24 protein-coding genes are annotated in these 23,388 nt (G+C 56.5%); 6 read left to right on the forward strand and 18 right to left on the reverse strand.

Annotated features, from left to right (window positions below; genetic code table 11):
* From CR159_RS12420 to CR159_RS12440, 5 genes are all read left to right on the forward strand, one after another.
* Positions 1-502 (forward strand): VOC family protein (locus CR159_RS12420; RefSeq protein WP_233208294.1); only part of this gene is annotated, 502 nt, incomplete at its 5' end.
* Between the two features lie 80 nt (positions 503-582).
* Positions 583-1,296: a translesion DNA synthesis-associated protein ImuA gene (gene imuA / locus CR159_RS12425; protein ID WP_102074283.1), complete on the forward strand. Its 714-nt coding sequence runs from the start codon at positions 583-585 to the stop codon at positions 1,294-1,296.
* A complete protein-coding gene (locus tag CR159_RS12430; RefSeq protein WP_102074284.1) occupies positions 1,226-2,671 on the forward strand; it encodes a Y-family DNA polymerase in 1,446 nt (481 codons plus the stop codon). Before imuA ends, CR159_RS12430 begins: the two co-directional genes overlap by 71 nt.
* Positions 2,672-2,679: 8 nt before the next feature.
* Positions 2,680-5,829 (forward strand): error-prone DNA polymerase, encoded by a 3,150-nt coding sequence (locus CR159_RS12435; RefSeq protein WP_102074285.1) that lies wholly within the window; start codon positions 2,680-2,682, stop codon positions 5,827-5,829.
* Between the two features lie 67 nt (positions 5,830-5,896).
* Positions 5,897-6,160 (forward strand): I78 family peptidase inhibitor, encoded by a 264-nt coding sequence (locus tag CR159_RS12440; protein WP_102074286.1) that lies wholly within the window; start codon positions 5,897-5,899, stop codon positions 6,158-6,160.
* 9 nt (positions 6,161-6,169) lie between these two features.
* Here the strand turns inward: CR159_RS12440 and CR159_RS12445 are convergent, their stop codons facing one another.
* The 12 genes from CR159_RS12445 to CR159_RS12500 all read right to left on the reverse strand — a co-directional run bounded on the left by CR159_RS12445 (position 6,170) and on the right by CR159_RS12500 (position 19,188).
* Positions 6,170-6,934, reverse strand: a complete 765-nt coding sequence (locus CR159_RS12445) for a phosphatase PAP2 family protein (protein WP_199173312.1) — start codon at positions 6,932-6,934, stop codon at positions 6,170-6,172.
* Between the two features lie 89 nt (positions 6,935-7,023).
* Positions 7,024-7,665 carry a carbonic anhydrase gene (locus tag CR159_RS12450; protein WP_102074287.1) on the reverse strand — a complete coding sequence of 214 codons (642 nt, stop codon included), beginning with the start codon at positions 7,663-7,665 and terminating at the stop codon, positions 7,024-7,026.
* A gap of 88 nt (positions 7,666-7,753) precedes the next feature.
* Positions 7,754-8,575, reverse strand: a complete 822-nt coding sequence (locus tag CR159_RS12455; RefSeq protein WP_102074288.1) for a metallophosphoesterase family protein — start codon at positions 8,573-8,575, stop codon at positions 7,754-7,756.
* Positions 8,572-9,609: a diacylglycerol/lipid kinase family protein gene (locus tag CR159_RS12460; protein WP_102074289.1), complete on the reverse strand. Its 1,038-nt coding sequence runs from the start codon at positions 9,607-9,609 to the stop codon at positions 8,572-8,574. Before CR159_RS12460 ends, CR159_RS12455 begins: the two co-directional genes overlap by 4 nt.
* A 63-nt stretch (positions 9,610-9,672) precedes the next feature.
* The gene (locus CR159_RS12465; RefSeq protein WP_102074290.1) at positions 9,673-11,571 is read right to left on the reverse strand and encodes a 3'-5' exonuclease; all 1,899 of its coding nucleotides are present in this window, start codon (positions 11,569-11,571) and stop codon (positions 9,673-9,675) included.
* A gap of 6 nt (positions 11,572-11,577) precedes the next feature.
* Positions 11,578-12,108: a hypothetical protein gene (locus CR159_RS12470; protein ID WP_102074291.1), complete on the reverse strand. Its 531-nt coding sequence runs from the start codon at positions 12,106-12,108 to the stop codon at positions 11,578-11,580.
* A 12-nt stretch (positions 12,109-12,120) separates the two neighbouring features.
* Complete coding sequence (locus CR159_RS12475) at positions 12,121-13,638, reverse strand: DUF294 nucleotidyltransferase-like domain-containing protein (RefSeq protein WP_102074292.1); 1,518 nt, start codon at positions 13,636-13,638, stop codon at positions 12,121-12,123.
* An 82-nt stretch (positions 13,639-13,720) separates the two neighbouring features.
* On the reverse strand, positions 13,721-15,547 hold the full coding sequence (locus CR159_RS12480) for a sodium:solute symporter family protein (RefSeq protein ID WP_102074293.1): 1,827 nt from the start codon (positions 15,545-15,547) through the stop codon (positions 13,721-13,723).
* A 9-nt stretch (positions 15,548-15,556) separates the two neighbouring features.
* On the reverse strand, positions 15,557-15,814 hold the full coding sequence (locus CR159_RS12485; RefSeq protein ID WP_102074294.1) for a DUF4212 domain-containing protein: 258 nt from the start codon (positions 15,812-15,814) through the stop codon (positions 15,557-15,559).
* A gap of 503 nt (positions 15,815-16,317) precedes the next feature.
* Positions 16,318-17,307 (reverse strand): D-2-hydroxyacid dehydrogenase, encoded by a 990-nt coding sequence (locus CR159_RS12490; RefSeq protein WP_233208295.1) that lies wholly within the window; start codon positions 17,305-17,307, stop codon positions 16,318-16,320.
* Between the two features lie 47 nt (positions 17,308-17,354).
* On the reverse strand, positions 17,355-18,362 hold the full coding sequence (locus CR159_RS12495) for a Bug family tripartite tricarboxylate transporter substrate binding protein (protein ID WP_199173313.1): 1,008 nt from the start codon (positions 18,360-18,362) through the stop codon (positions 17,355-17,357).
* Between the two features lie 37 nt (positions 18,363-18,399).
* Complete coding sequence (locus CR159_RS12500) at positions 18,400-19,188, reverse strand: class II aldolase/adducin family protein (RefSeq protein ID WP_233208296.1); 789 nt, start codon at positions 19,186-19,188, stop codon at positions 18,400-18,402.
* Positions 19,189-19,449: 261 nt separating this feature from the next.
* On the opposite strand from CR159_RS12500, the gene CR159_RS22100 reads away from it, so the two are divergent.
* Positions 19,450-19,575: a hypothetical protein gene (locus CR159_RS22100; RefSeq protein WP_255398839.1), complete on the forward strand. Its 126-nt coding sequence runs from the start codon at positions 19,450-19,452 to the stop codon at positions 19,573-19,575.
* Between the two features lie 881 nt (positions 19,576-20,456).
* On the opposite strand, the gene CR159_RS12515 is transcribed toward CR159_RS22100, so the two are convergent.
* The 6 genes from CR159_RS12515 to CR159_RS12535 form a co-directional block, all read right to left on the reverse strand.
* Positions 20,457-20,867: a hypothetical protein gene (locus tag CR159_RS12515; RefSeq protein WP_102074297.1), complete on the reverse strand. Its 411-nt coding sequence runs from the start codon at positions 20,865-20,867 to the stop codon at positions 20,457-20,459.
* A 195-nt stretch (positions 20,868-21,062) separates the two neighbouring features.
* Positions 21,063-21,245: a CsbD family protein gene (locus CR159_RS12520; protein WP_102074298.1), complete on the reverse strand. Its 183-nt coding sequence runs from the start codon at positions 21,243-21,245 to the stop codon at positions 21,063-21,065.
* A 111-nt stretch (positions 21,246-21,356) separates the two neighbouring features.
* Positions 21,357-21,509 carry a hypothetical protein gene (locus CR159_RS21685; protein ID WP_199173314.1) on the reverse strand — a complete coding sequence of 51 codons (153 nt, stop codon included), beginning with the start codon at positions 21,507-21,509 and terminating at the stop codon, positions 21,357-21,359.
* Between the two features lie 128 nt (positions 21,510-21,637).
* Complete coding sequence (locus CR159_RS12525) at positions 21,638-22,126, reverse strand: hypothetical protein (RefSeq protein ID WP_102074299.1); 489 nt, start codon at positions 22,124-22,126, stop codon at positions 21,638-21,640.
* Between the two features lie 290 nt (positions 22,127-22,416).
* On the reverse strand, positions 22,417-22,755 hold the full coding sequence (locus CR159_RS12530; protein ID WP_102074300.1) for a hypothetical protein: 339 nt from the start codon (positions 22,753-22,755) through the stop codon (positions 22,417-22,419).
* 126 nt (positions 22,756-22,881) lie between these two features.
* Positions 22,882-23,322 (reverse strand): PACE efflux transporter, encoded by a 441-nt coding sequence (locus tag CR159_RS12535; RefSeq protein WP_233208297.1) that lies wholly within the window; start codon positions 23,320-23,322, stop codon positions 22,882-22,884.
* Between the last annotated feature and the right edge of the window lie 66 nt (positions 23,323-23,388).

The following is a 23,388-nucleotide window of genomic DNA, read 5'->3' on the forward strand; positions in this document are numbered from 1 at the left end:
GCCGGCTTCGGCTTGTTTGAGGATCGCCATGATCTGGCTGTCGGTAAATCGGGATTGCTTCATTGCTCGAATTTCCTTGTTGTGGAAATTCTACTTCAGCTCACTGCGGTTCTATGGGGGGATTACCCCGCAGCTTGATCCGGCTATCGATTTTTACTGCAGGGCCCTGTCACTGACTCTGCGTCGCATTATTGATGACGATGTTGCAGAACTGACCGGTGCGTCTGCGGACATATACCTTTTGCGAACAGAGGCGGACTCCAGGCCAGCAAAGGACCTTGATGATGTACGTCAGTACAGGCGACATTGGACGCCGGTTCACGTTGACTTCGTTGTCGACAATATTGAGCAGGCGGCGAAGCGCGCCATTGATGCGGGAGCTTTGCAGGAAAGCGATTGCATCGTATGGAGGGGATCACGCTGTATAAGCTTCTCGGATCCGTTTGGCCATGGCTTTTGCTTAATAGAATTTACGGGCGATGGCTACAGTAAAGATGACTGAACCGACGAGTCTCTTTAGTTCTCTTCGCTGATTCATGGTAAAAATACTGTATATTTGAACAGTATTTTTACGAGGCGCTCATGTCCAGTCCCCACATTGCTTCGCCAGAGCGCATTCATCCTTCTCTCTGGCGAGCCTCTCAGCTTTCACGCTCGCCGGGCCGTTGCACGAATACAGGGTATACCCAGCTTTCGGCTGAACTGCCCGGTGGCGGATGGCCGCTGGGTAATTTGATTGAAGTACTGGTGCAGCAGCCCGGCATGGGCGAAATGCAGTTGCTGCGTCCCGCCCTGAACGGCTTAAGCGAGCGATCCGTCATGCTCGTTCAGCCACCGCATCTTCCCCAAACCGCGGCGTGGGCAAGTTGGGGTTGTGCGCCTTCCTCGCTTTTATGGGTCCACGCCCAGCGCGCCGCCGACGCATTATGGGCTGCTGAACAGGTTTTACGTAGCGGTACGTTCGGGGCGCTCCTGCTTTGGCAAGACCGCATGCGCAACCAGGCCTTGCGCCGACTGCAGCTGGCTGCCCAAGAGGGCGACACCCTTTTCATCGTGGTGCGACCACTGGTTGCGGCAGAACAGTCCTCACCTTCGCCACTGCGCCTGGCGCTGCAATCCACCCCTCAAGGCCTGGACGTTTCGATCCTGAAGCGGCGGGGAGCCACGCACACCAGGCCCATCAGCCTGCATCTATATCCCGACACCCGATTTCCCGAGTTTGACCATGCGATTATGGATAGGCGTGCACTTGTCGCACGCGAGCCTGGACACACACTGCCTGAACTGGCGCACTGAGCCCGCTGTTGTGCTTGAGCGCGACCATGTCAAAGCCGTTACGCCGTCCGCCGCCAGGGCAGGGGTGCGCCCAGGCATGCGTCGCGGCGGTGTCAGCGCGCTATGCCCTGCGGCCACGCTGGTTCAATACGACCCTCATACTGAAAAACGTGCACTGGATGAGGTTTCTTTGGCTTTGCTTCAGTACACCCCCGAACTTGCGCTATCGCAAGACAATACGCTCTTACTCGATGTCTCGGCCAGCTTGAGCCTGTTCGGTGGTGTGCGGCAGCTCTTTCGACGAGTGCGCCGCACTCTGGAAGGGCTTGGTTTTTCAGCACGAATTTCCATAGCGCCTACGGCAGGCGCAGCCTGGCTGCTTGCTGCACGGGCTCCCCGGCCAAGGCGGGTGCTGCGGCTATCCATGCTGACCAAACGACTGGATGAGTTACCTTGCGCCTCTCTGTCTGCAGCCCTGCCTTATCGCGACTGGCTCGATGGTATCGGCTGTACTACCTTGGGAACCTTGCGCGCGTTGCCACGTGCCGGCCTGCAGCGGCGTACCAGCAAGGCCGTGCTCCAGGCCCTGGACGCCGCATACGGCCAGGCGCCCGAACTCTTCGAATGGATTGTGGCACCGCCGGAATTTACCGGCCGCATTGATCTGATGGAGCGTATCGAGCACGCCGAAACCATCATGTATGTCGCCCGCCGCCTCATCGAACAGCTTTGCGGATGGTTGACGGCCCGGCGGCGCGCCGTTACGCGTGTCGTATTCGAGTTGGGACACGAACGGGGGCGCCACGCCCGTCCGCCCACTGAACTCGAACTGGCATTGGGTGCGCCTGCCTGGGAAGCCGATCATTTACTTCGGCTTCTTGTCGAGCGCCTGCACAATCTGGAACTGCCCGCACCCGTCATCAGGGTGGATTTGCATGCGACGGATACAGAAACCATGGCCGCGGTGCCTACCGACTTATTCCCTGATCCCGGCGGTAGTCCCGCTGACCGCCAGCGCCTGATTGAAGTGCTCGTGGCGCGCCTGGGACGAGACAGCATCCTGCAGCCCAGTCCTGTTGCCGACCATCGTCCCGAAATCGCCAATCGTTGGGTGCCGATCGATGAAAAGCCTGTTTCCGACGGCTGCATAGATGGCGCGGAGCGGCCCTTTTGGCTGCTTGCCGATCCCGTGCTTTTGCCGGTGAAGAAGCATCGGCCATTCTATGGTTCACCGCTGTATATCATCCGGGGCCCCGAGCGTATCGAAGATGGCTGGTGGGCGGGTCTTGCGCTACGTGACTATTATGTGGCACAGGCCGAAAATGGTGTTCGTTATTGGCTGTATCAAGAACGCGGCGGTGAAACGGGCTGGTTCCTGCATGGCCTGTTTGCCTGATATACATCATGTATACACCATCCATTTTGCCGCCGTATGTCGAGCTTCATTGCTTGACCAATTACACATTCTTGCGCGGCGCCTCGCACCCTGAAGAACTGGTGGAACGAGCCGCCGAACTCGGCTATAGCGCAATCGCCATTACTGATGAATGTTCGGTGGCCGGCGTTGTGCGGGCCCATGTCGAAGCCAAAAAACAGAAATTGCCGCTCTTGATTGGGGCCAGCTTTACACTGCGCAATGCGGCAGGTGATGCCGCTGTGTCGCTGGTCGTGCTGGCTCAAACCCGCCGCGGCTACGGCAACCTGTGTGAATTCATAACCCTGGGACGGCGCCGCGCACCCAAAGGAGAGTACCGGCTTTCGCCTTCGGATATCGACAGTCCCGCCGATCCGGATCTTCTTCATTTGAAGGGGCTGCCCGAATGCGTGGCGCTGCTGGTACCGGAATACGGTGTATCTTTTGAACGGCTGGTTGCGCAAGCTGAATGGGCGGCTGCCACGTTTGCGGGCCGCTGCTGGATGTCGCTGACGCTCTTGCATCGTGCCCAGGATGATCGCCATAAGGCCGCCGTATTGGCGGCCGCCCGTCATGCCGGCATTCGCGTTGTTGCGGCGGGGCAGGTTGAAATGCATCTGAGATCGCGTAAGCCTCTGCACGATACGCTGACGGCCGTGCGGCTTGGAATGCCGGTACAGGAATGCGGCTTTCAGCGTGCACCCAACGCCGAACACCATCTTCGGGCACGGTTGCGCCTGGCCAATCTTTATCCGCGTGAAGCGCTGGAAGAAACGCTGGAGGTGGCCACGCAATGCCCATTCAACCTCGATGAGCTGAAATACGAATACCCGGACGAAATTTGCCCGGAAGGCTTGACACCAAAGGCGTATTTGCGCCAGGAGACCTACTCCGGCGCTCATCGGCGCTTTCCCAAAGGCATTCCGCTTAACGTCCAGGAGCAGATCGAGCATGAACTGGCGCTTATCGGCGAACTTAAGTATGAGCCATATTTTCTGACGGTCTACGACATCGTGAAATTTGCACGCAGTCGTCACATACTCTGCCAGGGTCGCGGTTCAGCCGCCAATAGTGCGGTGTGCTATTGCCTGCACATTACGGAAGTGGATCCGGCACGGGGGAATAATCTGTTCGAGCGCTTCATCAGCAAAGAGCGGAACGAACCGCCCGATATCGACGTCGACTTCGAGCACCAGCGGCGCGAAGAGGTTATTCAGTACATCTACGAGAAATACGGCCGGGACCGCGCCGCACTCACGGCCGTTGTCATTACCTACCGGGTTAAAAGCACCCTCCGTGACACAGGCAAAGCATTGGGTATCGATCCCATGATCGTCGACGCGGTGGCCAAGTCCTATCATTATTGGGATGGCCGAAGCAATCTGGCCGCGCGCATGGCGGAATGCGGCCTGGATCCGGATTCCGCCGCCGCCCGGCAGTGGATCATCCTGGCTGAGCGCCTCATGGGGTTTCCCCGGCATTTGTCGCAGCATCCCGGTGGTTTTGTCATATCGCGCGGACCCTTGTGCCGCCTGGTTCCCATAGAAAACGCCGCAATGGCGGATCGCAGCGTCGTGCAATGGGATAAAGACGATATCGATGCCGTAGGTCTTTTGAAAATCGATATCCTTGCGCTGGGCATGCTTAGCGTGATCCGAAGGGCGCTGGAAGCTGTTTCGCAGCGACGAGGCGAACCGTTCGAATTGCAAAGCATTCCGCCCGAAGACAGCGCCACCTATGACATGATCTGTGAAGCCGACACCATTGGTACTTTCCAGATCGAATCGCGTGCACAAATGACCATGCTGCCGCGCATGCGTCCGCGTCAATTTTATGATCTGGTCATCGAAGTGGCCATCGTCCGTCCCGGCCCTATTCAGGGCGGCATGGTGCATCCTTATCTACGGCGTCGGCAAGGCCTGGAAGATGTTGAGTACCCCAGCGGCGAGGTGCGCAAAGCCCTGGAGCGTACCTTGGGCATACCCATTTTCCAGGAACAGGTCATGCAGGTGGCCATGCTGGCCGCTGGCTTTACCGCCGGCGAAGCCGACGAGCTGCGCCGCTCTATGGCAGCCTGGCGACGCAAGGGCGGGCTGGGTAAGTTCTACGACAAGATCATCAACGGCATGATCCGTCGCGGCTACGACAAAGAATTTGCGGAACAGATCTTCAAGCAGATCCAGGGATTCGGGGAATATGGTTTTCCTGAAAGCCACGCCGCCAGTTTTGCCTTGCTGGCTTATGCAAGCTGTTGGCTCAAGCGCCATGAGCCCGAGGCATTCCTGATGGCGCTTCTGAATAGCCAGCCGATGGGTTTTTATTCTCCGTCTGTGTTGGTGCAGGACGCCAGGCGCCACGGCGTGACGGTACTGGCGGTCGACGCAACGATAAGCAATTGGGAAGCGCAGCTTGAATCAACACTAGAAGATCGCCCGGCCGTGCGGCTGGGTCTGAACCAGCTAAAGGGCATGCATCGGGAAAGTGCCTGGCGCATCGAAGAAGCGCGTGCCGTGCGACCGTTCGAGTCAGTCGCCGAGATGGCCAGGCGTGCCGACCTGAGCCGGCACGATTTGAATAGCTTGGCTGCCGGCGATGCCTTGCGGGCACTGGCCGGCCATCGGCGCGCAGCGTTATGGGAATCCGTCGTCAGCACGCCTGAACGCGGCCTGCTGAAAGAGGCACAGATTCATGAGCAGGGCGCGCCACAACTGCCATTGCTCAGCGAAGGCCAGGCGTTGACCGCAGACTATCGCACCTTGGGCCTGACACTGGGGCGACACCCCTTATCGCTTCTGCGCGACAAGCTGACAGCAATGCGTTTTTCTTCATCCGCGCAGTTGCGCGAACAGCCCGACCGTCGATTAGTCCGTGCTTGCGGCATAGTCACCGTACGTCAGCGGCCTGGAACATCCAAAGGCGTGGTGTTCGTGACGCTGGAAGATGAGGCAGGCAATGTCAATCTGGTGGTCCGGCCGCGAATCATTGAGCGTCAACGGAAAGAGCTTCTGACATCACGGCTTCTTGGGGCCTATGGAACCTGGCAGTCTCAAAGCGGCGTGCAGCATCTTATTGTGGGTCACCTGGTCGATTTAACGTCATTATTAGGTGAGCTGGAAACGTCAAGCAGAGACTTTCATTAACCGGGCAGGGTAGCAAAAAGTGCAGGAAAGCCTATGTTATAAAAGGACCTCATTTCCGGAGAGCGCCATGCGTCTAGCAATTTTGTTTCCCCTGCTGCTCGTGGCGGCTTGCCAGAGCGGCCCAATGCCTGACACCAGCGACGATCATTGCGGCGCGTCCACGCATCAAAACCTTGTTGGTACGCCAGCCTCATCCATCGACCGCTTGCAACTACCCAAGGCCACCCGGATCATTCATCCTGATACGGCCGTCACCCAGGACTATCGCACTGACCGGCTTAATATCCATGTGAACGAGGCCGGGCAGGTCGAACGGGTGGTATGCGGATAGGGTGGCACGTCAGTCATGTCGTTGCATGTCGTTACCCGCGTCGGTCACCTGTAGCGTCGGCTCGACAACTCCCTTTTGTTGCAGCCATCGCTCAATCAGCCAGCACAGTCCGGCCCATCCGGCACCAATTGTCCATCCCGCCACGACGTCGGTTGGCCAATGTACGCCCAGGTAAACACGGCTTGCTCCTACCAGCACGGTCAGGAATAGTGCCGAAACCAGGAAAAATGTCCTGAGCCGCCATGATGTAACGGCACGGCTCAGCAGCGCCGCGAGAGTCAGATAGGTGACCGCCGACATCATGGCGTGGCCACTGGGAAAGCTGGCGGTGTAAACGACCGCTTCGTGTGGGACCAGGTCAGGCCGGGACCGATCATAAGCAATCTTGAGCAAATTGCTGACCAGCCAGCCACCGCTGATGGCTGCTATGGCAAATAAAGCCGTGCGCCCGCGATTCAGTAGCAGCAAGTAGACGCAAACGGCTACTGTGATGAGAACCAGCACGCCGATGCCGCCCAGGGCGGTGAAGTCGCGAACCATTTCTTCTATCCAGCCAGGCCCGAGCGGATCTGTGTGATCGGCGGGATTGCGCAATGCCAGCAAGATCATTCTGTCGATCTCCATGGTCTCTTGCTCGTTCACTTCGTCCGCAAGTTCTAGAAAAGCCCATAGGGCAGCAAAGACCGAAGCGGCAACGATAAGTATCATCAACTCGCGACGTTGAAGCCAGTCGACGCCTTGCTTGATTACTTCCTTCGGATTTCGCAGCGGCACTCGGTTTTCCTTGCCCGTTGTTAGCAGCGTACGTTCAACAGCATACGCTCAATAGCGGCGGATTCATGCGGACCGGACCACGGTAATGATCAGTCGGTTTCGCTGTATGGTGAAAACCGCCCCGTGATTGGGTCGCGGATAAAAAGCAAGCCCGTACCGACGCCGAAGTAAGCACCGTGCAGCGTAAGTGTTCCGGCTTCCACGGCGTCACGAACAGCGGTAAAGGACATCAGGTTATCAAGGCTGTACTCGACGACGCCCCATTCAAGTTTCCTGATCCATTCCTGCCGATCGTCGGTGGGGGGGCCAACGCGCTCGGCGACCGGCGCAATCTGCGACATCCATTTTCCGATGAAATCGCGTTGGCTCAATGGCGCGGCCTGATTGGCATAGGCCGCGACGCCGCCACAGCTTGCATGACCCAGCACCACGATATGCTTGACTTTCAGGGCATTCACGCCAAATTCGATGGCGGCACTGGTGCCGTGAAATGACGTTTCCGTGTCAGGTTCGCATGGCGGAACTATGTTCGCAATATTGCGTATGACGAATATTTCGCCCGGATCCGCATCAAAAATCGTTTCCGGGGCGACACGGGAGTCGCCACAGCCGATGACCATGATCTCGGGGTGTTGTCCGGATTTGGCAAGTTCTTCATACCGTTCTCGTTCGCGAGAAAGGCGTCCATTCAAAAACGACTGGTAACCGGAGGTCAATCTTGATGGGAACACTTTTTAGTCCTTTTTATTTGATACTTGAGAATTTTACCGTGCGTGCGATCAATGGCCATTGCACCGCGGAAAAATCACGATGCGGCCTTCAGGCATTGACGTCAACGAAGTGTTGTATTGCCTTGCTTTCCACCATCCCGAACTCGTCCGATCTGTCGTCATAGTCCCAACGTTCGACCACGCAATAGCGGGGCTTGCCTTCGAACGCATGGCGAATGAGATTGACGGAATTGTTGGAGTCATGGCGAATCCGGGACGACACCGCCGTGCCGGCCTGGACGACCCAGACTTCCCGCTGCGAGTTCACCAGGCGGTCATGCAATCCACAGATAAAGGGACGATGAATGTGGCCGCCCAATATCAGGTCTACTCCTGCGTCCGCCCACGCGTCGATTGCTGCTTCATGCCCACGCAACAAATGCTCTTGGTCATCGACGTGCGTAACATGGACGGGCTGATGTGTGACGACGATGCGCAATTGATGTTGCCCTGCCTGCCGCAAGCGCTGTGCAACCCGTTCGATCTGCGCGGATGAAACCTCTCCTTCTATATGCCGATAGCGGCGTGTCGTTCGCACGCCGATAACGAGCAGCTCAGGCGTTTCATGGGTTGGCTCAAGCTCGGAACCGAAAACCTTCCTGTAGCGCCAGTAGGGGTGGAACAGCCGGGTGGCGAGATCAAATAGTGGGATATCGTGATTTCCGGCTATGACAAGCCGGGCAGGGATCGCGAGACGGTCCATGAAGGCGCCGGCGGCCGCGAACTCGACCTTACGTGCGCGTTGCGTGATATCGCCCGATAGAATGACCATGTCAGGTGCTTGCGATTGGGCGAGACGTTCAAGCGCATTGACTACCAGCGGTCGCTCGGTGCCGAAATGAAGGTCTGAGATATGCAGCACCAAACTCATGCCGTATCGTCCTGCATACGGGGTGGAAGGCCGGATTCCAATTCTTGGACACGCTTTACCAGCATCAATGGTTCCGGCGCCACGCGAAATTCCAGCGGAGCTTGCAACCACATGATTTCACCATCCGCGGCGACCTTGATGCGGTGCTTGCGTGAAGCTTCTTTACTGGCCGTACGTTTGGCCCCGCTTGCGGTGGAGTTGCCTCGAAACAGTCCTCGCGGAACAACAGTCAGCGCATGGAAACTGAAGCCGCTGACATGATCGGCGTCTCCAAGTTTTCCCAAGGCGCCGCGTGCGGCCAGCCACAGCATGGACAGTGTTCCCACCGGGTTCACCGCGATCGCGGCGAGCTGGCCCTGTTTCAGCGACTCTGCCTGTTCGATGCCGACCTGCTCGAGCTGAAGTCGGTTATTACCAATGAAAAGGGTGGTTGTTCGCAGGTAAATCCGCTTTCCGTCTTGGTCCAGGGTCATGTCCAGGTACCGATGATTGCCCAAGGCCGTTACCACGGCAGACCATAGGGCGACAAGCCGACTTCGACCATAACGCTGCTTGAAGGCCTCACGATCCTCGAGCAGCTCAGGATATAGTCCTACGCTGGCGTTGACGAGAAAAATGCGATCATTCACCAGCCCAACCTGCACAGGTACCGGCTGCCCCTGCAATAGGTCCTCGAGGGCCAGGTGCAGCTCTTCCGGGATGCCATGGGTACGCCCGAAATAGTTGAACGTGCCCTGTGGAACAGCACCGAACAGGCATTGGCTGGCCAGTGCAGCAGTTGCCACCGCATTGATTGTCCCGTCTCCACCGACCGCCACGATGACCCCGTTTTCTTGCCTGGCGGCGTCGACGGCCTCTTGGATGGTGGTGTTCAGGTCGTCTATGGCTTCAATAATGAATATACGGTGGCGGCGACCCGCCGCGCGCATCGTGGAATCAATGACTTGTTCAGTCGCGCTTGATTCATGCCTTCCGGAAGCACCATTGATGACAAAGAAAAGCGGGAGGTCGGAAAAGGGCAAATTATCAAGCACTGGTGGTCTCGGAATAGGGAAGCGATGGAGGAAGACAGCTTGATGGTACCTGTTGAACTGATTTTACTCGTTCAAATCCTTAAGCAGGCGGCGTTGCTTGCGCACCTCTGTCAATACATCTCCAAACGTCTCCAACCCTCGTGCCTTCAGGGCGGGGATCAGTTTCAAGAGCACGTCGGCTGTCGCGCTGGCATCGCCGATGGCGGTGTGACGGGCTTCTTCCGTAATCGTGATGCCAAGCCGATGGCTGAGTGAGTCCAAGCTGTGGCTTTCACTTTGGCCAAATACCAGCGCCGATAGCAGCACGGTGTCCAGTATGGGGTTATCGAATCGGCAGCCGATACGTTGTTCATGCAGGCGCAGGAAAGCCATATCGAATGGCGCATTGTGGGCAACCAGCACGGCATCCTTGATAAATTGGTGGAACTTGCGCCCGACCTCGTCCATCGAAGGTGCCGAGGCAACCATGTCGTCCGTAATGCCGTGCACATTGGTGGACGACAGCGGAATGGCGCGGCCGGGATTGACCAGTGTGTTGAAGACTTCTTTTTGAACCCGTCGTCCGTTGACGATCCGTACGGCCGCAATCTGAACGATGGCATCGCCTTGATCCGGCCTGAGGCCGGTCGTCTCCGTATCGAACACCACATAGGTCAGGTCTTCGATATGGGTGGAAGACAGCTCAGTATTGGGTGTTTTGAATAGCAACTCAAAATCGTACACGAGCCCTTGCGGTATGGCGGGAGCACGCGGCTGTGCCAGGCGCGCCTCGAAGATGGATACACTCAAACCGGCACGGTCAGGCGGTTGGTTACTGCTTTCCAGCGAGGCGGCATGGTTGTCGAGTACCGCCTGGATCGTAGTGGCTGTCGGGTAGGTGGCCAGTTCCAGGGACAAGAGCTGTTCCACTTCGTGCAAAGGCATGGCCGGGCCTTGCCATTCCAGCCTGATCAAGGCGCCTGCCCCTTCAGGGTCGATGTTTAGGGAAAGGTCTGATCCGCGCATTGCCACATGCTGCGCCAAGGCGTCGAGCAAGGCGATCATCTGAAAGCCGTTGCAGCGCACAATGATGTGAGCCGCGTTATACCGCAACCCAAACCCCTTTGCATTCAATTGCGCCTGTAGGGCATTCGCCAAGTCGCCGGCATGGATCATCCATAAGGGCTGCGGGTCGGACGAAATAAACGGCTGGTCGCCGCTTTCAAAGGTAAACGCCGCATTGTTATGGAGGGTCATCATATAGCCGGGCGTATTTCCTTGCCCAGGCATGGGCAGCAGCCGCATACGGGCTAAAAGGGCGGTCCCGGTGGCTTGAGTCGCGCAGAGAATGTCCGATGCGGCATCGGCGTCCCCCGTCGATTGAAGCCGGGCATAGCCAGCCTGTATGGGGGCCTCATGCAGATAGTCAAACAATGAGCGGTTAAGGCCCGGCGTGGCGTCGGCATCCAGACCGCCGATCAGGCTGGCGGCGCGACTGTTGTAGAACACTAGCTGATGAGATGCCGAGCACATCAGGACGCCTGCGGAGATGTCGGTCAGCAATGTTTCAAGCAGGGCTTTTTCGTAGACCAGACCGGCTGTCTCCCGGGCCGTGGAGCTGGCCAGGGATAGCCGGGTGTCATGGAGAACCTGCGCAAGATCTTGCGCTGCAGTGGCAAGATCGCCCAGGTAACGGGCAGGAGCGGGATCTATCGGGGCGGTAACCGAGCTATGGGCACGGGTGCGCAGGTTGCCCGCCAGTCGTTCGATGGGTTTGGCGATATTGTCGTCAAACAGCATCCAGGCCCAGGCAATCATCCCTACAATGATAAACCCGGCCAAAAAACCGCCGATGATCAAGGCATCTGTCGAGTCAGCATAATCCTGCTTATGGAAGCCATAGTAAAGACCTGCAATCAAGGCGACGACGCTGCCCGCGGCCAGCGCCGTAAAGACCAGGAAGATGCGTAGCCTAAGCCGCATTCACGTTCACATTGACTTGCAGGCAGCCTGGAATGCGGGCTCGCCTGGGGCGACGGCTTGCCATCGTGCGCCGGTCAGGACCCCGTCGGCGGCAAGCGTTGCGCTGCCCATGAGATCTGCGCGCAGATTGGCGGCACAGTCGAAGGCGACGGCGACGGTACGCGTGGGTTGCCAGCGTTCCACCAATAATAGGCGGCCTCGAACCAGCGCCGGCTTTTGTTCCGAGCGTGAAATCGCGTGGGTGTCCATGGCGACAAAACGTACCGTAACCGGTGCGGCGTAAGTCCAGGGCGCCCACGGGGCACTGCGCTGGCCAGTGCCAAGCACCACGACATTTTGCGGCAGTGCCGATTGCATGCGCGCGAACCATGTGTATTCGTTCCAGACCGAATACACGATCATTGTGCAGCCAATTGCAGCGGGCATTGCCCAGCGAGGCAGTTTGCGTTGTCGCTTGCGCAGCAAACGCCCCAGTATGAACACCAGGCAGGCTGCCAAGGCCGCAGTTGCCGTCATTGAAAGTAAATCAACCCACATATGTTTTTCTCATCAAGTTAGTGCGCTTTTGTCTTGACCCAGTGCGGACTGCATGGTTCGTACCACCATAAAAGCATTGCGCAGATGGTTGCGTTGGAAATTGGAGAGCTCTGCCGGGTCAAGGTAGTTGTTGGGCTTGTCTCCAGACCTGATCAGCCGGGCCTGGTGTTCAAGTCGAAGTCGGGAAATCAGGTCGTAAGCCTCGACAAGGTCATGCGCGCCTGACGCTGAAATAATTCCCGCATGCCCCGCAGCCAGCACGCGCGCCCGCGTATTGACTTCAGGCAGGCGCGCTTGCAGCGCGTAGATGCGCGCAAGATCGGTAATCGGTATGACGCCGTTGAGTTTCATGTCGATATGGTTGCGGTGCGCTCCGGATCGTAGTGTGGAAAATTGTCGGATAAAACCCAGCGCGGGTCTATGTTTGAGACTATTTGCGATCATATGCGCAACAAAAATGGAATTTTCCGACGCTGCCTTGAGTGTTTCGGCCTGCAGCGCCGGGTGCAGGCCGAAGGTGCCGCCAATGGGTCGCAAGTCGAACATGACGGACGCGAGCATCTGCGCTTCCGGATTCGGCTTGGCCGCCCAGCTGTGGAAATACTGGCGCCAGACGCATACTGGCTGGCGCCAGCGTGGATTAGTGGCCATCATGTCGCCCGGACAGTAAACATAGCCGCAAGCATCCAAGCCATCGGTGACACGCTGAGCCAGTCGTTCAAAATAGGGCATATCGGCGGAAGAAACCGCGTCGTCCAGGAACAAGCAATTGTCCTGATCCGACAGTCCGGTCTGTTCCTGGCGACCTTGACTGCCACAGGCCAGCCAAAGATACGGAACAGGCGCCGGCCCCAATTCCAGCTCTGCCAACTCCAGTAAGCGGCGTGTGATCGCATCGGCAATGTCGGTAATAAACCGCGTAGCGACCTCGTGGCTTTGATGTGAAGCAACCAGTTTCACGAGCAAATCGGGGATGCTGCTCGTCGCGATGGTCATTGCAGGTACGTCTTGCGCCCGGGCAATTTCATGTACCAGGACGGCCGCGTTAGTTGCATTGACCCGTATCAGATCGGTCTGGGTAATCATGCCGTCCAGCTTGCCATCGTTGCTGATAGGCAGATGGCCTACTTTGTTCCTGAGCATGAAAGTGAGAATGTCCACACCCAATGCTGAAGCGGGCAGTGTGACGGGGTCGATCGTCATGATGTCGCGTACCGGGGTGTCGGGACTGCGGCCTTCGGCCAGCACACGGTTGACCAGATCGCGCAGCGTGATGAGGCCCACAAGCCTATGGTTGTCGGGGTCGACCACCCCCAGCGATGAAACATGGGCGTCACGCATGGTCTGGGCGGCTTGTCCGACCGAGGTTTCAGGCGTGCAGGACAGTGGTTCGCGGGCAATGAGATCGTGAGCGGTGTACGTGTGGCCCAGCAGAGCGCGGGCGGCGGGCTCAAGCGCCTCGCGCTTGAGAATTTCTTTGGAATGGACGGTATGCAGTGAGCCGGTCAAGGCTGTTTTATTTTCGTCCATTAGGATGTTTCGAAGCTATTGAAATAATGCTGGAGCTAAGGAAAAGCCGGGCGGTTTCCCGCCCGGCTTCTTGATTTGCTGCTTAGTGCTGAACAGCGGTACCCGATCCTTTGGGCACGCGGATGGATTCAACCAGGTGCTGAATGTGAGCGGGTGGAGCGGCGGTTACAGAAGACACTACGTAGGCGGTGATGAAGTTCACCAGGGCACCGATGGCACCGATGGACAGTGGTGAGATACCAAAGAAATAATTAGCAGGTATATCGGCCAGATTATTGGTGCCTGGTATGAAGAACCATCCCTTGTAGATGAAGATGTAGACCGCAGTAAACACCAGCCCCAGCAACATGCCTGCAATGGCCCCCTCTTTGTTGATGCGTTTGGAGAAGATACCCATCATGAGAGCGGGAAAGATCGTTGCCGCCGCCAGACCGAAAGCCAACGCTACAACCTGCGCAGCAAATCCTGGGGGATTCAGGCCTAGCCAGGTGGCCACCACAATGGCGAAGGTCATCGAAATGCGGGCGGCTTGGAGCTCTCCTTTTTCCGAAATATCGGGCTTGATCGATCCTTTGATCAAGTCATGCGAGATGGCCGATGAAATGGCCAGCAACAAGCCCGCTGCAGTCGATAATGCAGCGGCCAACGCTCCTGCGGCAACCAAGGCAATCACCCAGCCTGGCAAGGCCGCGATTTCCGGATTGGCAAGCACCATGATGTCGTTGTCGATCTTTACAAGCTCATTGCCTTTCCAGCCTTGCTCGGCCGCTGCCTTCATGATCGGGTGATCGGCGGGAGCCTTGTCGTTGTAGTACTGGATAAGACCGTCGCCGTTCTTGTCTTCCATGTCGAGCAGACCGGTGTTTTCCCATGTTCGGATCCAGGATAGTTCGGGCTTGCTGTCGATGTCGGCACGAGAAAGAGCAGGGCCGGAAAGCGCGGTGCTCGATATGGCCGAGGGCCACATGGTGGTGGTAAGGTTCAAACGAGCCATTGAGCCCACTGCCGGCGCTACCGTGTACAGCAGGGCGATGAACACCAAAGCCCAGCCAGCGGATGAGCGTGCGTCGGCCACTTTTGGAACAGTGAAGAAACGGATGATGACGTGTGGCAGCCCTGCAGTTCCGATCATGAGTGACATGGTGAACAGGAACATATTGAGCCTGTTGCTGGTATCGGCCGTATAGGCGGTAAAGCCGAGTTCAGTCACGACCATGTCGAGCTTGGCCAGCAGCGTATGCTCGCCACCCGTCGGTGCATAGTTGCCAATCAGTCCGAGCTGGGGCATGAAATTACCGGTCAGCTGAAGGGAGATGAAAATGGCCGGTACGGTATAGGCAATGATAAGCACGACGTATTGCGCCACCTGAGTATAGGTGATGCCTTTCATGCCGCCGAATACGGCGTACACGAACACGATTGCCGCGCCAATGTAAAGCCCAACGTCGGTCGATACCTCGAGGAAGCGCGAGAAGGTGACCCCTACGCCGCGCATCTGGCCGATTACGTATGTGATCGAAATCACGATCAGGCAGAGTACCGCAAGCAGCCTTGCCCCCTGGGAGTAAAAGCGATCGCCAATAAACTGCGGGACAGTGAAGCGGCCAAACTTACGCAGGTAGGGCGCAAGCAGCAACGCCAGCAACACGTAGCCGCCTGTCCAACCCATAAGAAAGGCGGATTGGGTATAGCCGCCAGCCGGAGAGAGGGCAATGATACCGGCCATGGAAATAAAGGAAGCGGCAGACATCCAGTCTGCACCCGTGGCCATGCCGTTCAAGACAGGGTGGACCCCTTGACCCGCGGCATAGAACTCGGATGTCGTGGCGGCCCTGGCCCATATGGCGATGCCCACGTAAATGGCGAATGTTGCGCCGACGAAAATAAGGTTGAGCGTGAATTGATCCATTTGGCTTCCTTATTCTTCTACACCGTGTTCGCGATCCAGTCGGTTCATGACGGATGCGTAGACGAAGATCAAGACGATGAAAATGTACATTGATCCGTTCTGAGCCATCCAGAAACCGAGATCTGCGCCGCCTACCATGATGCCCGAGAGCATGGGACGCAAAATGATGCCCATGCCGAAAGAGCAAATGAACCAAATAGCCAGTGAAATCAGGATGATACGGATATTTGCCTTCCAGTAGGCGTTTCTTGATGCGGTGTCTTCCATTTGTGTGCTTCCTTATTGTTGATGTTTCAAGCCGTACGTCTTGGAAGACGCCGCCTCTCCTTTTGTGCCCGAGGGCTGTGCTTTGTGATGCGCACGGCGTTACCCGTCACGCAGCACGCAGGCAAAAGCAAAATGGGCATGATCTTTAACGACCATGCCCAAGCATTCGTTGTTGGAGTCCTGTGGTTGTTCAGGCTCCGAAATAGGTTCAGTGTCTCCGTAGCTGGGAGTGGCAGTAGGACCCGCCATGTCATGCATGGTTAGCCGTTCCGTGCAATGACTTGCCGGCCGCGTACGGTATGGCAGACTGTGTAACCACCCCATTCTGGCGTTTCCTTTTGCTACCGGATTTGTATATATTTCGCCCTGGGCGCTCGCCAAAGGCGCTCTACTTTTTTGAATTCTATACCTTACCTTACCGGGCCTGTAAGCAGGGCTTACCCGTACTGTGGACAGGCGGACACAGCGAAATGGACGGCCAGCCGCCTGACAGCGTGCACCGTTTATGGGACCGACACGGCACCTTCCTGTTTGCACCAGTCATTCAGCTTCTCCAGGAAGATGCGGATCACCCTGTCATAGTTGCCCGCCGAGTGGCCCGCTGAATGGGGCGTGACGATGACGTTTTCCATGTCCCATAGTGGAGACTCACCGCCCAAGGGCTCGTGTTCGAAAACATCGAGGAATGCAGACGAAAGCGCGCCTGAGCGTAGTGCGGCGATCAAGTCTTGTTCGACCACCACTTCGCCTCGCGCAACATTCACCAGGCTTGCTCCCGACGGCATCAGTGACAGGCTATTTCCGTCGACCAGTCGGGAGGTGCTGTCTGTGAGCGGACAAGCCAGTATCAGCCAGTCTGCCTGCGGCAGGACACGATCAAGATCCTGATAGCTGACGCAGGCTTTTGCTTCGGGTACGGGCAGGCCGCTGTGCCGCGCAACAATGACGTCAAGACCTACCACTTTGACCAGTTCGGCCAGATACCGGCCTATGGGTCCCCAGCCCACGATCACGGCGGTCTGTCCCTTCAGGTCGCGAGGTAAGCCGGCGGCAATCAGCGACGACCATTCGTGCCTCGCCTGAGCGCGCATGAAATACGGAAGCCTTCGCGCCAGTGCCAGCATGCCCGCCAGTGCAGTGTGCGCCACGATTTCGGCATTGGCGCCGGATGAAGCCGTGACGTTGACGCCGTGCGCCGCCAATTCGCCGAAAATGGGGCGGTCCAATCCCGCGGAGTGGGTATGGACCCATTTCAGGCGCGGGGCCGATCTTAATACCTGGTAGAAGCGTTCGAGACTATCGCTGACCACGTGTTTGGTGGACAGGCCCGTGATATCGCGGGAGATCAGCGCCACATCGATGTCGAGCAACGCCTCTGCGCTTGCCGACTCCATGGTGACCAGCCGGCATGGGCGTTCGCCTAGGGTGGCGGGCAGTGTGTTACCGATATGGTCGCGCGCTTTGCCCGAAACCAGGATGTTCAATTCATTCACTTGGAAACTCCGTGGGGCGGCCGTGTTGCGGGCGGCCGCCCCTTACGCTAGTTGTTGACGGCGCCCGATTCAATCACGATGGTTTTCCAGCGATCGTATTCCGACTTGATGAATGCCTTGTACTGTTCCGGCGTTCCGCCGACGGGATCCGCGCCTTCATGCACCATCTGTTTTTCTATGTCGGGCTGCTTGATGATGCGATTGACGCTGGCGTTCAATTTCTGGATGATTTCGTCGGGCGTGCCCTTGGGCGCAAAGAAGCCGAACCATGAGCCGGCCTGGAAGCCCTTGAAGCCGGACTCGTCCATCGTCGGGACATCCGGCAGTGATCTTGAGCGGTGCAGGCTGCTGACGGCAATGGCTTTTAGCTTTCCGGCTGTGATCAATGGGTGCACCGATGGGATGGTAGCGAACATGAACTGCACACGACCGGCCAGCAAGTCATTGAGCGCATCCGCACCCTTGTATGGAACGTGCGTGATATCGAGCCCGCCTTCCTTGCCCATCATGTAGCCAGAGAGATGGGATGAGGTCCCGACGCCCGTGGAACTGTAATTGAACTTGCCTGGATTTGCCTTGATTTGCGCAACCAGGTCGTTGATGTTTTCAACGCCCAGTGCAGGGTTGACGACCAGCACATTCGGCACATCAGCGACTTGCACAATCGGGACCAGGTCGACGAGGGGATCGTACTTTAACTTGTACAGGGTAGGGTTGATGGCGATCGGACCGACCGAGTTCATGATAAGCGTGTGGCCGTCCGGGGCTGCGCTGATCACATTGGCCGTGCCGATGTTGCCGCCGGCACCGGGTTTGTTTTCCACCACGAAGGACTGCTTGTATTCGTTGCTAAGGTGGTTGGAAATCAGGCGTGCCAGGATGTCGGTGGTTCCGCCGGCCGAAAAGGCCACGACGACCTTGACGGTTTGAGTGGGGTAGTCTTGCGCCTGGGCGGGCATCGCGCCAAGCAGCGATGCCGCCGAAATGGCGGCGAATGCCGCCAGCGATTTCACGATACCGGGCTTCAGAGGCGTACGGTAGGCTACTGTTTTCATGTTATGTCTCCGTGTTGTTATAGGTAGAATTATTTGATCAATCGCGATAAGAAGGGTCGATACGGTCCAGCTTCCTGAGCAGCGCGGGCCATTCCATGACGCCGTAAGGGCGTCGGGTTCCGGGTTGATAGTTGTTCCAGGTATCTTCCAGTACCTCGGGAGGTACTGCGCGCAGCGGGGTGTTGGCGGCCATGGCGGCCAGTTGCGACTTGCAGGCCAGTTCCAGCCTGTGCATCCAGTTGAACGCTTCCCCGACCGTGCGGCCGACTACGAGCGCGCCATGGTTGCGCAAGATCATGGCTTCGTTTGAACCCAAGTCCTTGACCAGTGATTCCTTTTCATCGTCCTTTAGTACGACGCCGACATAGTCGTGATAGCTGATCTTGAGAAAGCGCATCGCCGTTTGCGTGATGGGCAACAGGCCGCACTCAAGTGCCGACACCGCCATTGACGCCCAGCTATGCGTGTGGATGACACAGGCGACTTCGGGTCTCGCTTCATGGATGGCGCTATGTATTACGTAGCCAGCCTTGTTGATGCCGTACTTCAGGTCGCCAAAGTCCGGGGACGACAAGATATTGCCGTCGAGATCTATCTTGATGAGGCTGGACGCAGTGATTTCTTCGTACATCATCCCATACGGGTTGATCAGGAAAGCCTCTTCGTCGCCCGGTACACGCATCGAAATATGATTGGCGATCATGTCCGCCATGCCGTACATCTCCACCAGTCGATAGCAGGCGGCGAGATCAACCCGTGCCTGCCATTCTTCTGCAGAACAACGGGATTTCATCGAGCTGATGTTTAAAGCGTCCGAACTGGACATTATTTGTCTCCTGAATAAAAACACCGAAAAACAGCCACGGCAGCACCTCTCCAGTGCTTGAAGATTCAAGAATAGTGAAATGGTGAATGTGACGATAGTCCGCTTTACTGCAAGAGCCCTTCACATTTTGTGAAGACGCCGATGGCCACCCTTATCCCGATGCTCAACGGAATTTACTCGTTACTATTTTGAGGGGTGTGGGCAGTATCCGAGGACTAGAATAACTTAGGTAAAACACGTAGGTAAAACGAAGGAGCCGTCATGAAATCGATACTGATTGCAATCATAATTTCGGCGCTGTCGGGCTGCGGAACATATTCCCAGGGATATTCCGACAACAACGCTGGTTACCAGGACCAGCTTCCCTCCACGGGTAACGGTAATTAATACATTTGTCGCCAGGGCTATGTGGACGTGCAGGCATTGTGGGATGGCCATTCCAGGCCAAACGATTGAGCCCGAAGCGGATAACGATGGGTATTATTTCGTATGTCCAAGCTGCGAAGGCAGGAACAGGCTGATCAACACCGGGCAGGATGACAATGGTGGCGCTGGGCTCGGTCAGCCCGATGTTTAGCGCGTTCCTATCAGGGGCTGTTTCGAGGATCCGGGTGGCCCGGTGCGACCCCGGACAACTGCGGGAATCTGCTATAAGAGTGGCTATAACACTTAGGTAGAGCCAGCAATGTCCATTCAAACGTTTAACCGGTGCAGCATAGCACTGCTTCTCATCGCACTTGTTTCAGGGTGCTCTTCCATTGGCCTGGGGGCTACAGAATTAGCTAACGAGTGTAAATGGAATCGCAGCAGCTGCATGCACGAGGGTTCTTATGAGCCCGGTGAGCGGGACTACGCCGAACAAGAAGCGAAAGACTTGAACGAGGCCGCATCGAAACGATTGCGGCGCTCGACCAGATAGCGGGGCTACAGCGCAATTTTTTTTGCAAACAAGGGTTGGCACTGATTTATCTGCCAGCGCTGCGACGCAATTTTTCCAATGCGATCCGATTCAATCGTTTCGCTTCCTGTTCGGCATAATCTTTTTCTTTTGGTTCGTAGGCGCCTTCATGTATGCAGCTGCTACGGTTCCACCTGCAGTCATTGCTTCGAGCTGGAGCGTCAACAGTGCTTTTGGAGCTTGCGGAACCGGTCTCCGGTGCTTCTAGGCCGATTAAAGAGCAGCTGGATATCAGCATCAACATAGATAGCGCTGCGCCGACTCGGCTAAACCTTTGGATGAACATGTGCGCCTGAATCCTTAAGTACGCCTATTCCTTGGGCATATCGAGAGCATCATCCTTCGCACTTTTGTCGTTGCGTTGGCCAGTTCCCACGTTTTTCCCGACACCACCTTTTACCTCTCTTACCTGCTCCTTGTCGATAGCGCTATCTTGCTCGAGATCACGCGCTTCAGGTCCCTTGATACCGGGATAGCTTTGCGTCTGGGCTTGGCCGGGTTGTCCCAGGTCTTGCTGTCCCGGCTGGTCTTGGCGAACTTGACCCGGTGTGTTGTGAGCCGGATTGGTGTGGCCCGGGTTATTACGGGTTGGAGAACCGGGTTCGTCGATGCCCGACCGATATCCTTCAGGGCCATAGGGTTCCTTCAGGCGAGGGTCTACGTTGTTGCCTTGCTCCGGGTCCTGCTGCGAAGGCTTTACGGGTTTCTTATTCTGATCCATGGCAATTCTTCCTCATTTGAGAAGCTCGGTTGAAACACCTTCAAACTGTGCATGGTTCCAAGGCAAGCCATGTGCCTGGTCTCCGCTTTGAAATAAGCGAATGGGGCCTACCAGATGCGTATGCCAAATATGAATATGGATGCGCCTTAACGAAAAAGCCCTCCGAAGAGGGGTGAGGGTAATACTTGGAGAAAGCTATTTTTTCGACATATCGCGAATGTCATCTTTGACTTCGCCCGCTTCGCGTTGAGCAGTGCCGACGTTCTTTTCCACTTTGCCTTTCACCTCGTCTTTCTTGTTGCCGGTCACCTTACCTGCGGCTTCCTTGACAGCGCCTTTGACTTCATGTCCAGCGCCTTCGATTCGATCCAAATCCATAGAGCCTCCTTAAAGGGTTAATGTGCGGTCGTGATGCACCTGTGTTGGAAAGAGCAAGCGACGTGCCCGAGTTTCCGCAGAACGTCCGGCAGGATTGCCCGGATGAGCCAGCTATGGTGCGGCGTGGAAGTCGCCGACCTCTTTAATGGGGGGCTGATCCTCTCTGGGCGGCAGTTCCACCTCATCCTGATCAGGCTGCGGTATGTCAGCCGGATTCGGTTGGGGAATGTTTGGATCAGGCGGTTCGTTAATGTGGTCGGCCATGATGAAGCTCCTATTCAGTTGCCAGTGGTCATCATCTCAAGCAATTGCTATTCCCAACGCTATTCCGGCGGCGCATTTAAGACAACGCTTCGGATGGCGCCAATCACTATGGGAGCCGATCCTGGGCCTTAGGTCATGGAGATCAGCGCGTCTTTATATTCCAGGACTGCAGCGCCAACGCCGAAACCGACTACCGACTTGGCGGCATCGACGATTGATTTGAGGACAGCGTCGAGCAGGATCAGCATTTTCCTGATCCATCTCCATGCCCTTCGGAATGTTGACCTGGCTTTTTCAAGGTCGCCCAGTACCTTGAGCGCAAAGTGTTGCGGCGTCCCGATAAGCCCGTGCGCGACGAACTCCCGGTGCTCGCCGGGCATCCCGCCCACCACTGACCTTAGGTCGTTGAAGGATGCAGCGATCTCTTTTTCAAGAACTGTTCGCGCTAGCTCCTGAAGCGCTGGAGTAAAAAGCGGTGGCGGGTCCTTGTGCAGGTCGACGCCCTCTATATCGAATCCGACCACCCCATTGAGAAACGCCTCGGCTTGCGTCAGAAACTCTACGATATGTTCCTTTCCGGGGTTTTCTATGGCTGCGAGATCTTCGAAGTAAGCCATTTGGACCTCCTGCTATTAGGACTCTTGACGTTAGCAGGCCATCGGTCACTTACACACCCGCCATTTGGCGGCTACTCCTATGCCGTTGTTGCTCCAGGCTGGATTGCTGGTATGCCATTTCTTGCTCATTGGTCACGCGGCCACGTAAACATTGGGGTTTTGCGGCATACCCTCAGGTTGTCCATGGACTTGTCCACAGTTTGTGGGGATAAGTTTGTCTGCGGCGAGCGTAATGCGAATAGTGGAAGAGGACTGGCAGAAGCCGATCCTCTTAAGCGGGCTGAGAGCAATCAGCTGGCAGCTTGGCAGGCCAGCAGATCCTTATCGCTAATGACCCATCGGTCGGAGCCGGAGATTACCACGTCCTCAAGCACGCACTTATCGCCGTCCTCATCAACAATCATCACATCCCATGTACCCGCCTCGACGTCGCTCAGTGTCAGCGAGTCGCCTTTTTCCAGAACGTCAGTGTCGAGATAGTCGTCGCCCCAATTGGCCTGGCTAGCCGGAGAGAAATACACTTCGTGGATTTCCCAAGCCGATTGATTGACAAAGTCGACGTTTGCCGCGACCGCAAGTGTCGGCGCGTACGATACGGCGGCAGCCGCTAAAAAGCGCCACATTTTCATTGCTTTATTTCCTTGTTGATTAACGAAAAATAAAAAAACGTGACGGATTGTATTTGAGGTGAAGGTGAACCGCCATCTAAATGACTTGGACGTGGCGGCGCACCAACACTCAACGTGATGAAGGTCCTAAGTACGTTGAGGCTCGCCTCTGTTAGGCAGCTGAAAAACTGTGTCAAAAAGCAGCGTAAAAATAAACGTATAGATCAGGAAAAACACGAGAAGGGCGGCGACCATCGTGAATGCTTTATACACTCCTATGTCGTACCAAACCATGTAAAGTGGCAATGTGACGGCGAGCAATCCACCTTCAAAACCGACTGCATGAATGCAACGGACTTTAACGGTGCGGGCCACGACTCCGCTTCGTTTCTCCCATGATTCGAAGAGAGTGTTATAGATATAGTTCCATACAACGGCCAACGCCGAAACAGCAATTGCTATGGGCAGTGATCCTTGAGCGTTTCCGCCGCTGAGGACCATCAATATGGTGGTTGCAAATAGGACTGCAAGGATCTCGAACAGCGTGACGTAGATAACGCGCCGTTTGATTGGGGATAGATAAAACACGGTAATTCCCGGTGGAAGAGCCTTCATAGGCCCCCATTAAGAGCCGGCCCGTCCCGGTTGTTACTT

The organism is Pollutimonas subterranea (genome assembly GCF_002849655.1).
Taxonomy (GTDB): Bacteria; Pseudomonadota; Gammaproteobacteria; order Burkholderiales; family Burkholderiaceae_B; genus Pollutimonas; species Pollutimonas subterranea.